Annotated in this window: 16 protein-coding genes; 6 read left to right on the forward strand and 10 right to left on the reverse strand. The window is 42.3% G+C overall.

Going from position 1 to position 15,685, the window contains the following annotated elements:
• Positions 1–68: 68 nt before the first annotated feature.
• The 3 genes from pepA (at position 69) to N483_RS01865 (ending at position 5,078) form a co-directional block, all read left to right on the forward strand.
• Positions 69–1,580: a leucyl aminopeptidase gene (gene pepA / locus N483_RS01855; protein WP_023399461.1), complete on the forward strand. Its 1,512-nt coding sequence runs from the start codon at positions 69–71 to the stop codon at positions 1,578–1,580.
• Between the two features lie 181 nt (positions 1,581–1,761).
• Positions 1,762–2,208: a DNA polymerase III subunit chi gene (locus N483_RS01860; RefSeq protein WP_036976329.1), complete on the forward strand. Its 447-nt coding sequence runs from the start codon at positions 1,762–1,764 to the stop codon at positions 2,206–2,208.
• A 23-nt stretch (positions 2,209–2,231) separates the two neighbouring features.
• Positions 2,232–5,078, forward strand: a complete 2,847-nt coding sequence (locus N483_RS01865; RefSeq protein ID WP_023399459.1) for a valine--tRNA ligase — start codon at positions 2,232–2,234, stop codon at positions 5,076–5,078.
• 173 nt (positions 5,079–5,251) lie between these two features.
• Here N483_RS01865 and rpoS read toward each other — a convergent pair whose 3' ends face one another.
• The 10 genes from rpoS to N483_RS01915 form a co-directional block, all read right to left on the reverse strand.
• Complete coding sequence (rpoS, locus tag N483_RS01870; RefSeq protein ID WP_023399458.1) at positions 5,252–6,235, reverse strand: RNA polymerase sigma factor RpoS; 984 nt, start codon at positions 6,233–6,235, stop codon at positions 5,252–5,254.
• Positions 6,236–6,287: 52 nt separating this feature from the next.
• Positions 6,288–7,115, reverse strand: coding sequence for a peptidoglycan DD-metalloendopeptidase family protein (locus N483_RS01875; RefSeq protein WP_036976326.1), 828 nt, complete (start codon positions 7,113–7,115; stop codon positions 6,288–6,290).
• A 97-nt stretch (positions 7,116–7,212) separates the two neighbouring features.
• Positions 7,213–7,851 carry a protein-L-isoaspartate(D-aspartate) O-methyltransferase gene (locus N483_RS01880; protein ID WP_023399456.1) on the reverse strand — a complete coding sequence of 213 codons (639 nt, stop codon included), beginning with the start codon at positions 7,849–7,851 and terminating at the stop codon, positions 7,213–7,215.
• 5 nt (positions 7,852–7,856) lie between these two features.
• Positions 7,857–8,606 (reverse strand): 5'/3'-nucleotidase SurE, encoded by a 750-nt coding sequence (gene surE / locus N483_RS01885; protein ID WP_023399455.1) that lies wholly within the window; start codon positions 8,604–8,606, stop codon positions 7,857–7,859.
• Positions 8,603–9,640: a tRNA pseudouridine(13) synthase TruD gene (truD, locus tag N483_RS01890; RefSeq protein WP_036976323.1), complete on the reverse strand. Its 1,038-nt coding sequence runs from the start codon at positions 9,638–9,640 to the stop codon at positions 8,603–8,605. The genes surE and truD overlap by 4 nt, the downstream gene beginning before the upstream one ends.
• A gap of 16 nt (positions 9,641–9,656) precedes the next feature.
• Complete coding sequence (gene ispF, locus N483_RS01895) at positions 9,657–10,133, reverse strand: 2-C-methyl-D-erythritol 2,4-cyclodiphosphate synthase (RefSeq protein ID WP_023399453.1); 477 nt, start codon at positions 10,131–10,133, stop codon at positions 9,657–9,659.
• A 1-nt stretch (position 10,134) separates the two neighbouring features.
• The gene (ispD, locus tag N483_RS01900; protein ID WP_023399452.1) at positions 10,135–10,830 is read right to left on the reverse strand and encodes a 2-C-methyl-D-erythritol 4-phosphate cytidylyltransferase; all 696 of its coding nucleotides are present in this window, start codon (positions 10,828–10,830) and stop codon (positions 10,135–10,137) included.
• Positions 10,823–11,107 carry a cell division protein FtsB gene (ftsB, locus tag N483_RS01905; RefSeq protein WP_023399451.1) on the reverse strand — a complete coding sequence of 95 codons (285 nt, stop codon included), beginning with the start codon at positions 11,105–11,107 and terminating at the stop codon, positions 10,823–10,825. Before ftsB ends, ispD begins: the two co-directional genes overlap by 8 nt.
• A gap of 53 nt (positions 11,108–11,160) precedes the next feature.
• Positions 11,161–11,790, reverse strand: a complete 630-nt coding sequence (locus N483_RS01910) for a hypothetical protein (RefSeq protein ID WP_023399450.1) — start codon at positions 11,788–11,790, stop codon at positions 11,161–11,163.
• Between the two features lie 79 nt (positions 11,791–11,869).
• Positions 11,870–12,352 (reverse strand): DUF2947 domain-containing protein, encoded by a 483-nt coding sequence (locus N483_RS01915; RefSeq protein ID WP_023399449.1) that lies wholly within the window; start codon positions 12,350–12,352, stop codon positions 11,870–11,872.
• Between the two features lie 87 nt (positions 12,353–12,439).
• Between N483_RS01915 and N483_RS01920 the strand changes: the two genes are divergently transcribed.
• The 3 genes from N483_RS01920 to N483_RS01930 all read left to right on the forward strand — a co-directional run bounded on the left by N483_RS01920 (position 12,440) and on the right by N483_RS01930 (position 14,744).
• The gene (locus tag N483_RS01920) at positions 12,440–12,661 is read left to right on the forward strand and encodes a DUF1653 domain-containing protein (protein WP_023399448.1); all 222 of its coding nucleotides are present in this window, start codon (positions 12,440–12,442) and stop codon (positions 12,659–12,661) included.
• Between the two features lie 65 nt (positions 12,662–12,726).
• A complete protein-coding gene (locus N483_RS01925; protein ID WP_023399447.1) occupies positions 12,727–13,560 on the forward strand; it encodes an AAA family ATPase in 834 nt (277 codons plus the stop codon).
• A complete protein-coding gene (locus N483_RS01930) occupies positions 13,560–14,744 on the forward strand; it encodes a vWA domain-containing protein (protein ID WP_023399446.1) in 1,185 nt (394 codons plus the stop codon). The genes N483_RS01925 and N483_RS01930 overlap by 1 nt, the downstream gene beginning before the upstream one ends.
• Positions 14,745–15,685: the final 941 nt, after the last annotated feature.

Genomic DNA, 15,685 nt, shown 5'->3' on the forward strand with positions numbered 1-15,685 from the left:
ACTTAGTTAACTTGATGTAATGTGGCATTTAAAGTTTGAAATGGCATAACTTAGACTTAGGAGTCGCAATGGAATTCAGCGTTAAAAGTGGTAGTCCAGAAAAGCAACGCAGTGCTTGTATTGTTGTTGGGGTGTATGAGCCACGACGTTTATCGCCGGTTGGTGAGCAGCTGGATAAAATCAGCGAAGGCTATATTTCCAATTTATTGCGCCGTGGTGACCTAGAAGGTAAACCAGGGCAAGTACTGTTGTTACACCATGTACCAAATGTATTGAGTGAACGCGTTTTATTAGTTGGTTGTGGTAAAGAGCGAGAGCTCGACGACAAGCAGTACAAACAAATTATTTCAAAAACCATCAATACCTTAAATGAGACCGGCTCGATGGAAGCTGTATGCTTTTTAACTGAGCAACATGTTAAAGGTCGAGATACATATTGGAAGGTAAGACAAGCAGTTGAAACCACACAAGACTGCTTATACACCTTTAATCAACTAAAGAGTAAAAAGAGCGAAGCGAGACGACCACTGCGTAAAATCGTCTTCAATGTCCCTACTCGCAGAGAGTTAACAATTGGCGAAAACGCCATTGAACACGGCTTAGCAATTGCCGCAGGTGCTAAACTGTGTAAAGACGTTGCCAACATGCCGCCTAATATTTGTAATCCTCGCTACTTAGGTGAGCAAGCGGAGTTACTAGCCAAAGAGTTTGACAATGTTAAGGTCAATTTAGTTGGCGAAAAAGAAATGGAAGAGCTAGGTATGCACTCATACTTAGCAGTGGGAAGAGGCAGTGACAACGAGTCTGTCATGTCAGTGATCCACTACAACGGCGCTTCGGATAAACAAGCTCCAATTGTCTTTGTTGGTAAGGGTCTAACTTTCGACTCAGGTGGTATTTCGATCAAACCAGGCGAAGGCATGGATGAAATGAAGTACGATATGGGCGGCGCAGCGGGCGTGTTGGGCTTAATGCGTGCGGTTGTTGAAATGCAGCTACCTCTTAACGTGATCGGTGTATTAGCTGGCTGTGAAAATATGCCTAGCAGCCGAGCATACCGACCTGGCGATATTCTCACCACCATGTCTGGACAAACGGTAGAAGTTCTAAACACCGATGCTGAGGGCCGCTTAGTATTATGTGATGCATTAACATACGTTGAAGCGTTCGAACCAGATACTGTCGTTGATGTCGCAACTCTGACTGGAGCCTGCATTATCGCACTTGGTCATCATGCATCAGGGTTGTTATCGAATCATAACCCACTTGCACATGATTTATTAAAAGCATCTGAGCAAAGTGGTGATAGGGCATGGCAACTACCTCTGTGGGATGACTATCAAGAGCAACTGAAAAGCCCATTTGCAGATTTCACCAATTTAGGTGGACGCCCTGCTGGCACCATCACAGCAGCTTGCTTCTTATCGAAGTTCACCAAAAAGTACAATTGGGCACATATTGATGTAGCAGGTACTGCTTGGAGAAGTGGCGCTAATAAAGGCGCAACTGGACGACCTGTACCAATGCTCATGCAATATTTACTTAATCGAGCAAATTTGACCGAAGGGCTGCAAGATTAAACACCTTATGCAAATATGTATAGATTTTTGAAGCTGTGTTAAATAACTCACTTCAAAGTCTACTGTAGATTGATGAGAGCCGTATTCTGTGTCAGAATGCGGCTTTATTTTGAACGCTGATCAGACACAAAGTATTTTTACTCTGTGTATCTCAATCAGTACTGAAGATAAGTCACATGCCATGTCAATCAACGCACACTTTTTGGTGTTAAAGCATGATCAAGAGCCTAGTACGCAAATCCCGGCTCATTTTGATCTTGCAGCGCGAAGTGCTGCAAAACTGTACCGTGCAGGGCAACGTGTTTTCATTTACGTAGATACGGTAGAAGACGCCCATGCAATTGACGAACATTTGTGGCAGTTCGACGCTGATAGTTTCGTACCACACAACCTACAAGGAGAAGGCCCTAAAGGTGGCGCTCCTGTAGAAATTGGCCAGATGCCCCCTGTAGGGCGACGTGCGATACTCATTAATCTTGCCACACATATCCCGGATTTTATCCGACGATTTGAGCAAGTATACGACTTTGTCCCTGTCGAGCCGATGGCCAAACAGGCTGCCCGGGAAAGGTTCAAACAGCTGCGCACCATTGGCGCAAATATTTCAACAAAAGAAATTGATAACTAAAGTATTTTTAAAGGTTCTGTGTAATGGATAAAACCTATAACCCACAAGATATTGAACAGTCTTTATACCAAGACTGGGAAGAAAACGGCTACTTTAAGCCTTCAGGGGAAGGCGACGCATACTCAATCATGATCCCGCCGCCAAACGTCACGGGTAGCCTACACATGGGCCATGCGTTCCAAGATACCATAATGGACACCTTAACGCGTTATCAGCGTATGAAGGGGAAAAATACTTTATGGCAAGTGGGTACCGATCACGCTGGTATTGCAACGCAAATGGTTGTTGAGCGTAAACTGGCAGCTGAAGAAGGTAAAACAAGGCATGACCTTGGCCGTGAAGAATTTATAGATCGTATCTGGAAATGGAAAAATGAGTCTGGCGGCACCATCACTAAACAGTTGCGTCGTTTGGGTGCTTCTGTGGATTGGGAACGTGAGCGTTTCACCATGGATGAAGGCTTGTCTGAAGCAGTTAAAGAAGTTTTTGTTCGATTATACAAAGAAGACCTAATTTACCGCGGAAAGCGCCTTGTTAACTGGGATCCAAAACTACATACAGCGATTTCTGACCTTGAAGTCGAAAATAAAGACAAACAAGGTCACATGTGGAATCTTCGCTACCCGCTAGCTGATGGTATAAAAACGAAAGATGGCAAAGACTACATTATCGTAGCAACCACACGACCAGAAACCATGCTAGGCGATACAGGTGTCGCAGTTAACCCTGAAGATGAACGCTATCAAGACTTAATTGGCAAAGAGATTTTATTGCCTATCGTTAATCGCCGCATTCCAATTGTTGCAGATGAGCATGCAGATATGGAAAAAGGCACTGGTTGTGTAAAGATCACGCCAGCACACGACTTTAACGACAACGAAGTTGGCAAGCGCCACCAGCTTCCAATGATCAACGTCTTCAATAAAGATGCAGCAGTCCTTGCACAGGGCGAAAGCTATACTTTTGATGGCAAAGAGCTTTCTCTAGATGCGCCAATTCCTGAACGTTTCCACGGCCTAGACCGTTTCGATGCAAGAAAGCTGATCATCGAAGAGTTTGAGCAAGCAGGTCTATTAGAAAAAATTGACGATCACAGTTTAACAGTGCCTTATGGCGACCGTTCAGGTGTCGTTATTGAGCCACTATTAACTGACCAGTGGTATGTTCGTGTTGCGCCACTTGCAGAGCCTGCAATTAAAGCCGTTGAAGACGGTGATATTCAATTTGTACCTAAACAGTATGAAAACATGTACTTCTCTTGGATGCGTGACATTCAAGATTGGTGTATATCTCGCCAACTTTGGTGGGGTCACAGGATCCCTGCTTGGTACGATGCAGAGGGTAATGTATACGTAGGCCGTGATGAAGCCGAAGTACGCAAAGAAAATAACCTAGCTGATGACGTTACCCTATCTCAGGACGACGATGTATTGGATACTTGGTTCTCTTCTGCCCTTTGGACATTCTCAACGCAGGGCTGGCCAGAAAATACCGAAGACCTTAAAGTCTTCCATCCATCTGACGTACTAGTAACTGGTTTTGACATCATTTTCTTCTGGGTTGCCCGCATGATCATGATGACTATGCACTTCGTGAAGAATGACGACGGTACGCCACAAGTACCATTCAAAACTGTTTACGTTACTGGCCTTATCCGTGATGAGAACGGCGATAAAATGTCAAAGTCAAAAGGTAACGTACTAGATCCTCTTGATATGATTGACGGTATTGATCTTGAAAGCTTGGTTACCAAACGCACTGGTAACATGATGCAACCTCAATTAGCGAAGAAGATCGAGAAAAATACACGTAAAACCTTTGCTGATGGTATAGAAGCGCATGGTACAGATGCATTACGTTTTACGCTTGCTGCAATGGCGTCTACTGGTCGAGATATCAACTGGGATATGAACCGTTTAGAAGGCTACCGCAATTTCTGTAATAAGTTGTGGAATGCAAGCCGCTATGTACTGATGAATACCGAAGAGCAGGATTGTGGTTTTAATGATGCACCAAAGCAATACTCGCTTGCAGATCGTTGGATCCTAGGTCAATTCCAAAATACTGTTCAAACTTTTACTGAACACCTGGATAATTACCGTTTCGATTTGGCTTCTACTACTATTTATGAGTTCACTTGGAACCAGTTCTGTGACTGGTATCTAGAGCTAACAAAACCGGTACTATTCAAAGGCAATGAAGAGCAACAGCGTGGCACTCGTCACACTTTGATCACCGTATTGGAAGGCCTACTGCGCTTAATGCACCCATTAATGCCATACATTACAGAAACAATCTGGAAACGTGTTGCCCCACTGGCAGGCATTGAAGCCAATACAATTATGCTTCAAGCATTCCCTGAATTTGATGCCAACACCGTTGATGAACAGGCTATGGCCGACCTTGAATGGGTTAAACAGTTTATCCTTGCTATCCGTAATATCCGCGGTGAAATGGACATCAGTCCAAACAAGCCTCTAAGTGTGCTATTAGCAAATGTAAGCGAACAAGATCAGCGTCGTCTAGATGAAAACCAAGCATTCTTGAGTTCACTGGCAAAGTTAGAAGAGTTTACTGTACTAGCAAGCAAAGATGATGCGCCAGCATCAGCAACCGCGTTTATTGGTGATCTAGAAATTATGATCCCAATGGCGGGTCTGATTGACGTGGAAGCTGAATTAGCTCGTATTGCCAAGCAGCTTGAAAAAGCAGAAAAAGGCTTATCACAAGTAGAGAAAAAATTAGCAAACGAGAAGTTTGTTAACAATGCACCTGCCGCAGTACTTGAAAAAGAAAAAGCAAAACTCGCTGAGTTTAGTGATGCAAAAGCAAAACTACTTGAGCAAAAGACAAAGATTGAAACTCTTTAAATTTTGTTTATAAGTTCAATAAAAAACCACGCTATCTAGCGTGGTTTTTTATTATCAAACTTCACAAGTAAGTTTTACGAATTGCAATTAATACCCAATATTAAGCACACAGAGACGTGGTCTTTACGTTGTTGTGTATTTTTAAATCAAATTTTTAATAATGGTATCTAATATTACAATTGCTCAAACAGGCTATCTGTACTTAGCCCTTCATGTTGCAAAATATCTTTAAGCCGACGCAATGCTTCCACTTGGATCTGTCTTACCCGCTCACGAGTTAAGCCAATTTCCCGGCCAACGTCTTCAAGCGTTGATGGTTCATAGCCCAATAAACCAAAACGACGAGCAAGCACTTCACGCTGCTTTGGATTAAGCTCCCCAAGCCAATCAACAATATGTCGATTAATATCTTTATTCTGCACTTCACTTTCAGGTTCATAGCCCCTTTCATCCGCGATAATATCTAAAAGTGCCTTATCATTATCACCGCCAATTGGCGTATCCACGGACGTGATTTTTTCATTTAAGCGCAGCATTTTACTGACATCCTCAACGGGTCTGTCAAGGCACTCAGCTATCTCTTCAGCTGTTGGTTCGTGATCAAGCTTTTGAGTAAGCTCTCTTGCTGTTCTCAAATATACGTTCAATTCTTTGACAACATGAATTGGTAGGCGAATAGTGCGGGTTTGGTTCATGATCGCGCGTTCAATGGTTTGTCTAATCCACCAAGTCGCGTAGGTAGAAAATCTAAAACCCCTTTCAGGATCAAATTTTTCCACAGCTCTTATCAGGCCTAAATTACCTTCTTCAATTAAGTCAAGCAATGCAAGACCGCGGTTGTTGTAACGACGAGCAATCTTCACAACCAATCTTAAGTTACTTTCAATCATTCTCTTACGAGAAGCTTCACAGCCCTTAAGGGCCTTTCTCGCAAAATATACTTCTTCTTCAGCACTAAGCAGCGGTGAAAAACCAATCTCTCCGAGATATAGCTGAGTTGCATCTAAGTTCTTAACTGAATCATCTTTGGCAAATATCTCTTCTTCACTATCGATATCTTCCAAAAGTTCTTCATTTGGACCATCTTCATTATCCCCGTCAAACTTATCGTCTAATTCCGGGTTCACTTTACTTTTCTGTTTTGCTGTTTGAGCCATAAGCATCCTCCCAAGCGAATAAGTGATAGTGTTCCATCAATACGTCGATACGCTATTTTTTAGGCAGATACCTTATTGGGTCTACGGATTTTCCTCTGTACCTTACTTCAAACCTCAAAGCTACCGAGCTTGCATCCGAACTCCCCATTTCGGCAATCTTCTGCCCCACTTTAACCTGCTGCTGTTCTCTTACTAGCAATTTGGAATTGTGGGCATAGGCACTAAGATAATCATCTGTGTGTTTCAAGATAATTAAATTGCCATAACCTCGTAATGCACTCCCTGCATAAACAACAATGCCACTTGCCGCAGCTTTTATCGATGTCCCTGTTTTGTTTGTGATCTGTATTCCCTTGTAGCCATTTTCTTTAATAGAAAAGCGTCTTGTCACTTTACCTACTGCGGGCCAATTCCACCGTACCTTTTTATTCAACAAAGCATTGGTGTCATTGGTTTTTTTACTGGCTTGACTTTGAACATACTCTCGTTGCTTAGGGGGATCAAGCTCTTTTTTTGAGGGTTTGTTATTTAAAGGTTTATTAGTTGTATATTTTTTGGTTTTTTGCGGTGGTTTTTTAGCCGTTTTGTTAGATTTTTTAGGATAGGTTAGTAAAATAGTTTGACCAGGATAAATGGTGTAGGGAGGCTTAATTTTGTTGATTTTGGCAACTGATCTAACATCTTTATTTGCACTAAATGCAATGGAAAATAATGTATCACCTTTTTTCACCTTATAGCGATTATTTTTGATATGAATTTTTTTTGACGATGTGGTCTTACCTTTACTCAGGTTGACTACTGGTGCAGGCGTATGAACAGATGAACAAGCTACGAGTGAACTACAAAGTAGACCTACTATTAAAAAGTTCGAACGTCTCACCCACATCCCATTAAATTCCATTATTTACATGCATGTGTACTTAAAAGTACTAATAAAAATCAATTTATCAGGGTTACCAATAATTTTCCTCATTTATTTACGTAATCGGTCCAGCAACAAGCGGAACAAACCTAACTGGAGCGATTGCCTGACGCGTTATTTGACCTTCTTGCTTCGTAAATAAGGTTAGCACTTGTTCTTCAACTCCCAGCGGAATAACCATCGCACCGCCATCTGCAAGTTGTGCTAGCAGAGGCTCAGGAACGACCGCTGCAGCCGCAGTAACAATAATACCGCTGAAAGGCGCCTTAGACTCCCACCCCTGCCAGCCGTCCCCATGTTTCATAGAAACATTGTACAAATCTAGCTGATGAAGGCGTCTTTTCGCCTGCCACTGTAACGCTTTAATTCTCTCTATACTGCACACAGTGTCAAACAGCTGTGCAAGAATCGCCGTTTGATAGCCAGATCCAGTCCCAACTTCGAGAATTTTATCTTGGATACCGAGTTGACGTAATACTTCCGTCATTTTTGCTACTATGTAGGGCTGAGAAATAGTCTGCCCTTGCCCTATCGGTAGTGCTGTATTTTCGTACGATTTATGCTTTAGCACATCGTCGATAAATATATGCCTAGGAGTATTGGCCATGATGTTTAAAACCGCTTCATCTTGTATACCTTGCGATCTCAAGCTTTCAATGAGCTTACTGGCACTGCGTTGATAGTTATTCAGCAAAACAGTTACTCCTGAGAAGACAGCCAAGTTGCTAGGCGTTCAAGACTCTCATGTGCCGTCATATCGACCGTCAAAGGTGTTATCGCTGCATACCCTTGTTTAACAGCATGAAAATCAGTCCCCTCACCGGCATCACTTTCAGTTCCAAGTGTTCCATACCAATAAATATCTCGGTTCCACGGATCTCTTTGTTTAGTCATTGTATCAGCCTTGTGTCGTGAGCCTAAACGCGTCACTTTAAACCCTTTCAGTTCAGACAAAGGAATATCTGGTACGTTGATATTAATGATTTGATCCTTGGGTAAAGGGTGACTATCCAGTGCTTTAATAATCTTCAGGGTCACAGCTGCTGCTGTTTCGTAGTGGGCTTCCTGTTTTGAGCAAAGGGATACAGCAATCGCAGGTAAACCTAAGTGTCGCCCTTCGGCGGCAGCGGCAACAGTTCCTGAATACAAGGTGTCGTCTCCTAAGTTTGCCCCATTGTTAATACCTGCTACGACAAGATCTGGTGGATCTTTAAGTAACTGATTGACACCCAAGTGAACACAATCTGTTGGCGTACCATTCACTGAAATAAAACCATTGTCTAATGTCGTTGTTCGTAACGGATTCAAAAGAGTCAGCGAATTACTTGCACCACTGCAGTTTCGATCAGGTGCCACTACGGTTACTTCCGCAAGTTCACTTAATGCTCTGAAAAGCATCTCAATGCCTTTAGCACTTACGCCATCATCATTGCTCAGCAGTATTTTCACGTTTCTAGTTCTCCATTCTGTGGCTTCTCAATCAAACTTACGTCTTTGTGTTCGATAAGCTCCCTGAGTACCGATGTAGCATAACACCCTTTTGGTAACTCAAAGCTCAATTGCAGTGTCTTGGTATCGATTGTTTTAACTTGCAGATCTTTTGGTACGACTCTCAAGCTCCGACGTTCATTTTTCAAGCCAAGTGACGCCAGGCCTTGATGCCAATCTGCAAACTCTTCTAGCCAAACTCGCTCAATCTCCGTGAGCCCTTTTTCGCCTTTTCCAACTAACGGCGCAGACAATAAAATATCGCCTTGGCTCAATCGCTCCACGATCTCGTCATTTAAATCGTCTTCAAAAAAAGCATTGCTTCCAGAAAGTAAGAAAACTTCTCTATGCCAAGTCTTAGCAAGGCCATGCTCTTTGACTCTGTTAGAGACAATCTGATTAAAAATGTATGACCTAGCAGCGGAAATAACAATACCACGCAGTTTTTTATCTCTAATATGCTCACCAGCAAAAAGGCGCTCAGCCATAGTCAAATTATGACCATCATGGCCAAAGCGTTGCTCGGCAAAATAATTTGGCACACCTTGCCTAACCGCATTGATGCGAGATAATACGTCTAAATGATTGGTGACGTTTCGTAAGGTGATCACGAACTGGTTACCTTTGTGGCAACCCGTCTTCAATTTCCGATTGTGTCGTATTTGATTGATGACCACCATGGAATCGGAGTTTAACTGCGAAAAGTCTATATGCTTTTTAATAGGCACAGGAACACTAAACCACTGTGTGCAAACACCATGACGATCTTTTAGCCCAGCATAACTGACATCCCGTGGCGCAACGCCTGCAAACTTAGCGATTTGCTTAGCTAGGTAAGCTGTATTTTCACCGCGTTTTATAACTTGCAAGCACACGTGCTCGCCCTCTCCTGTAAACTCTATATCAAGTACTTCTTCTACGACAAAATCTTCTGGATTTTGTTTGAAGTCACCTTGAGCTTGCGGCTTACCGTAGAGGTAGTTCAAAGAAGCAATAACATCAAGCACTTATCTACACCTTAAAAAGTAATACAACGGCGTGGCTCGAAATGCCTTCTTTGCGACCCTCAAAGCCTAGTTTTTCAGTAGTGGTTGCCTTGACATTGACTTGTTCTAATTCGATTTGACAATCTGATGCTAAATTGGCTCTCATAGCATCAATATGCGGTCGCATTTTTGGCGCCTGAGCAACAATTGTTACATCCAAATTCCCTACTTTATAACCTTTAGCCGCCACTTGCTCAATCACTCTGCGTAACAGAATACGGCTATCGATATTTTCAAACTCATTGTCGGTATCGGGAAAATGTTTACCGATATCACCAAGGGCCAATGCTCCCAATAACGCGTCACACAGGGCATGTACTGCTACATCGCCATCGGAGTGTGCTATAAAGCCCTGCTCAAATTCTATTTTTTCACCACAAATAACCAGAGGCCCCTGGCCGCCAAATTTGTGTACATCAAAGCCATGACCAATTCTAAACATACTAAATACTCTTTTGCTGTTGTTCCATTAAGAAACATGCCAGCGCATGATCTTCTGGAGTGGTAATTTTTATATTGTCGGAGCGACCGGAAACTAACTGGACTGGCTGATTTGCTCTTTCCATTGCTGACGCTTCATCAGTTATCAACGCACCTTCTTCCAGTGCACCTTCCAACGACTGCAACAGTGCCTGATAGGGAAATAATTGGGGTGTTAAGGCTTGCCATAGTTGATCTCTTGGCACCGTGCATTCACTGTGCGTGTTACCTTTTTTAATTGTGTCCTTAACCCGACAGGCTAATATGCCACCTTCACCCGCTTTAATGCAGCTAGTAAGCAAGTTGTCGATATCAGTAACATCAACAAGAGGTCTGGCCGCATCATGCACCAATACCCACTCAGGAGGGTTGCTTTGCATTGATTTGAGGGCATTGAGCACCGAATCTGCGCGCTCTTTCCCCCCAGATACTCGAGTAACATTCAAATCAGCCAAATTTAAATTCTCGAAATAACCATCTTCGTCACTAACAGCAACATATATTTGATTAATAATTTCAACTTGCGACAACTTGCTTAATGTATGCTCTAAAATGGTCTTGTCGCCGATTTTCAAATATTGTTTTGGATGGCTTAGCCCCATTCTGGAACCTACACCGGCCGCAGGGACTACTGCCGCTAATGATATTGCTTTATTCATAGTGTTTCTTTGGTAATACACGGATAAAAGTTTCATCAGGTTTGATCATACCCAACTCATGGCGCGCGCGCTCTTCAACACCTTCCAAGCCCAACTTGAGATCCTCAATATCCGCTTTCAGTAATTTATTTCTTTTGAGTAGTTCAGCGTTCATCTGTTGGTGAGTACTTACTGTCTCAGTTATTCTTCTATAGTCTTGTAAGCCATGATGGCCAAACCATAGCTTATATTGAATGTAAGCACATAGGCAAAACAGCGCTAATTGAAATAAACGCATAAAACATACCTTAATATATAAACGCTGTAGTCATGTCGCCAATTGCGAGAATGTTAACTTGATACTATTTTCTTTTTTGTTACATTGCGCCAATTAATGCTGCTAGCTAGTAGCATCTCTCTTAGGCCAAGTAATCTCGGAGTTGCTATTTTATGATATTGCCAACGGTGACCACAACAGGCTGCTGTCATTAAAGCTTTACTTGGCTTCAATAAAGTGGAGTTTTTATCCTGTTCACCCCGACCTGCAAGCTCAAACCATCCAAACTGATTACAGTGAATTTGCGAAGGCTTTATTTGATCAATCATATCAATGCAGAGTCGTGTTTCATGCTCAACCGTAAGCATCACAGGAACAACAAGTCCAACTTCTGCATGCTGCTGATAATACCGTTGGACCACCGCTTGTTCTTGTGAAGGTATTTTTTTCTGGGTCGCAACCCAACAACCATTATGGCTGTCCAATTGCAATGGTACTTCACCCAATACAATGTGCGTTGCAGCTCGCTCTACATAGTAGGGTAAGCTTGCAAGCAATCTTTTTAGTCTTCCCGGATCGGACTCATTGGACAGAGTGTTGATTTCTCTTGTATAAAACACATTTACAAGCTCTGCGAAGACAAGCCGTGAAGCTTCATCTTGCCAGATCGTTGTTTGTTGCTTGCTAGTGTTACACTCTTCCAAAATCCCTCCTATATGAGGATTTTATATCATGGCATCACTTCTAAATACAGCCAATACAGCAAAATAACAAGGCGGCGATTTAATTTCCTTTAGGCCGCTGCCCCAGCTTAGCCTCTCCGGACTCTAAAAACTGTACAGCTGCATCACGTTTTTTACCGAGTAATAAGCTACCATCAACTAAAAACATGAAGTTTTGCCAGCAGCGTTTGAACACACCAAACTGTGTCTCAATAACATGCTCCCTCGACAGACAAAAATAGACGGTTGTATTGTCTTCCCACTGCAAATATTCTGTGATCTCTGCAGGTAATAGTGGCTCCCCTTCCTCCCACTTCCCTTCCCAATCAACTACCTCTTCCCAGTTATCTTCTTTACCAGCCCAATCTGTGGGTGTAAAAAAGTCAGGGTGATCTTGCTCTCGGCTAACCATAGTACTCCAAAGAACAGCCGCACGCTGTGCTGTCATGGGTTTAATTTGGGCCAAGTCCTGCTCTTCGATCGGGAGGTCCTTATGTCTGAAAACCCATGCTTTCTTGAAATCGCCAAGCGCAATATAATTCATGTATTAAAACCTTACTTCATAGATAAACGAGCATACACACTCGCTTTTGAATAAACCAATTATACCCAGTCATATAAGGACTCAACAATGCCTAACCAAGTTAAAAAAGGGATATACCGTCATTACAAGGGTAAAGAATACCAAGTATTGTTTGTTGCAACCCATAGTGAAAGCGAAGAACCCCTTGTGATCTATCAAACTCTATATGGAAACTATGACCATTGGGCAAGACCACTAAACATGTTTACTGAAGATGTCATTGTTGATGGTAAAACACAGCCTAGATTTCAATTTGTGCGTGATGAATGAAATTTGATAGTGAAAATAGATATGTGGCAAACTGACATCATGATCTCCTCAGACCACAATAAATAATGTTCAAAGGCACAAGTACATATATAGCAACAGCTGCACTACAGCAGGCGGTTAATGCCGCCATTCTTTTGGAGAAACCACTGCTTATTAAAGGTGAACCAGGTACAGGCAAAACCTTGTTAGCAGAGGAGCTCGCACAAAGTTTAAACACAGAATTAATTCAATGGCACATCAAGTCTACAACCAAAGCTCAGCAAGGCCTTTATGAATACGATGCGGTCTCGCGTCTGCGTGATAGCCAGTTAGGCGATGAACGTGTTCATGATGTCAATAACTACATAATAAAAGGCAAATTGTGGCAGGCCTTTTCGGCAAATAAACGACCCGTTCTCCTCATAGATGAAATAGACAAAGCCGACATTGAATTTCCAAACGACCTCCTGCTCGAACTCGATAAAATGGAATTTCATGTTTATGAAACACAACAACAGGTAAAAGCGAATATTCGGCCTATCGTCATCATTACGTCAAATAATGAAAAAGAGTTGCCAGACGCGTTTTTGCGCAGATGCTTCTTCCACTACATCGACTTTCCATCAGCTGAAGAAATGAAAGCCATTGTGGATGTGCATTTTCCAGACATAAAGGCAACGTTGTTAAATCAAGCTCTGGAAGTATTCTTCAATTTGAGAGACATAAGAGGCCTTAAGAAAAAGCCCAGTACCAGTGAGTTATTAGACTGGTTAAAGTTACTCCTTGCCGAAGATATCGACGCGGCAACACTGCAAGATAAGACACACCAAGGTGGTCTTATGCCTTTATTTGGTGCTTTGTTGAAAAATGAGCAAGATGTCACCTTAATTGAAAAGCTCGCTTTTATGAGTAAAAGATAATGCTCATTGAGTTCTTGTTTACTCTGAGACGACACGGTATTAAGGCAAGCCTAAGAGAGCTATTGGATTGCCTAGCTGCACTTGAAAAAGGGCTATGCTTTGGTAACGTCGATGATTTTTATACGCTCTGCAAAGTGATCTTTGTTAAAGACGAAACTTTGTTTGATAAATTTGACCGTGCGTTTGCTGAGTACTTTGAGGGTGTTGCGCAAGTAGACCCTGCCAGTGCACTTCAACAACAAGCCTTGCCCGCAGACTGGTTGAGAAAAGAATTCGAGAAACAACTTAGCGCTGAAGAAAAAGCAAAACTCAAAGCATTAGGTGGTTTAGATAAGCTTATGGAAGCACTTAAGAATCGCCTTGAAGAGCAGCAAAAACGGCACGCAGGCGGCAACAAATGGATCGGCACAGGTGGTACATCTCCGTTTGGGGCATACGGATATAACCCTGAAGGAGTTCGTATTGGTCAACCTGAAAGCCGCCATCGACAAGCCGTGAAGGTGTGGGACAAACGGCAATACAAAAACCTCGATAAAGATGCAGATCTCAGTAGCCGAAATATGAAACTAGCGATTAAACAGCTGAGAAAGTTTGCTCGCAGTCATGAGAGTGAGGAGCTTGACCTTAACAACACTATTGAGGCGACAGCAAAACAAGGTGGTCTGTTAGATGTTAAAATGGCACCTCAGAGACACAATACCATCAGCGTACTCATGTTGTTTGATATCGGTGGCTCAATGGACGATCACATCCAAATTTGTGAACAGCTTTTTAGCGCAGCTCACAGCGAGTTTAAACACTTAGAGTTTTTCTATTTTCATAACTGCGTATATGAGCACGTTTGGAAAGACAATGAGCGATTAAACGACTCACTGCTTGATACCTACCAACTTATTCATAAATTCGGCAAAGATTACCGTTTAATATTTGTTGGGGATGCGACGATGGGCCCGTACGAAATTACCTACCCAGGTGGGAGCGTAGAGCATTGGAATCAAGAACCAGGCAGTGTGTGGTTGCAACGCCTAACCGATCATTTCGACAAAGTCGCTTGGCTAAACCCGCAGCCAAAAGACTATTGGCCTTATTATCAATCTATTGAGCAAATTGAAGGGCTCATGGAGAAAAGAATGTACCCGCTAACACTGGAGGGTATTGCTCAAGCTGTAAAAGCACTGACATAACAACAACCCTTTTCCATTAGAAGGCCCGTGTATCAATACCATTGCCCGGGCTAAATCTAAGAGATGATGACTACAAATTTTTTGACCATGGCTGATACACCTTTATATTACAAATGAGTTTGTTGAGGTATTAGAAGAATTAATAGGAGAACAAGAAATAGGGCGTAAGCTTAAAATCCTAAAAACGTCAGTAAAACATGCCGAACAGAGAGTATCTCGTTACACTGTTATCGTTAGAAATGTGGTTATGCCTCCATAGGTGAAACAGACTTAATGTATTTAAAATCACGGCTAAACAATCTGCTGCCGGAGCTGCCCAATAATCTAGGACAAGCTAAAATTAGCCGATATATCGCATTACCGCATGATTCAAAGGCCTCTATATCAAACAATTAAAACGTCTTATTTAGACATGAGTTCAATCGGTTTCCTCAAAACCTTCGAACTTAATAAGTCGAGTCTTTTCGGCGATATGAAAAACAACCTCAGGAGCATCTCGTTCAATTTGAAATTCGATGCTTGACCTTTTCAGACATAAAATAAGCAATAAGTTACATAAGTTTCAATACATAATCATTGTTGAGGCGACTCTTATTAGAGCCTAACTTAAAAGTTTGTGAAAAACATAACCGAGTCTGCGCGATAAACTTCCTTTTCCCATAAAAATGATCTGAGCGGACAACAATCATGAACTTCAATTTTGAAAACTCTCTTCGTAATTCAGAACTAATTTCAGGAACTGAAGTGCAAAACGTTATCTACGGCGAACGCTGTGAGTACGGTTCTTTTACATAAGATAAATAACGTGCAAAATGTAACGTCTGCGAGCGAAGCGAGTACGTTCAGTTTGCGCAAGGTGAAATGAGCCATTTTGACCATTGCTAAGGCAATCACCTCTAAAGCCAAGCTACATCAGAAACCATGGATCCTGAAACGAGTTC

The organism is Pseudoalteromonas luteoviolacea NCIMB 1944, assembly GCF_001625565.1.
Taxonomy (GTDB): Bacteria; Pseudomonadota; Gammaproteobacteria; order Enterobacterales; family Alteromonadaceae; genus Pseudoalteromonas; species Pseudoalteromonas luteoviolacea_F.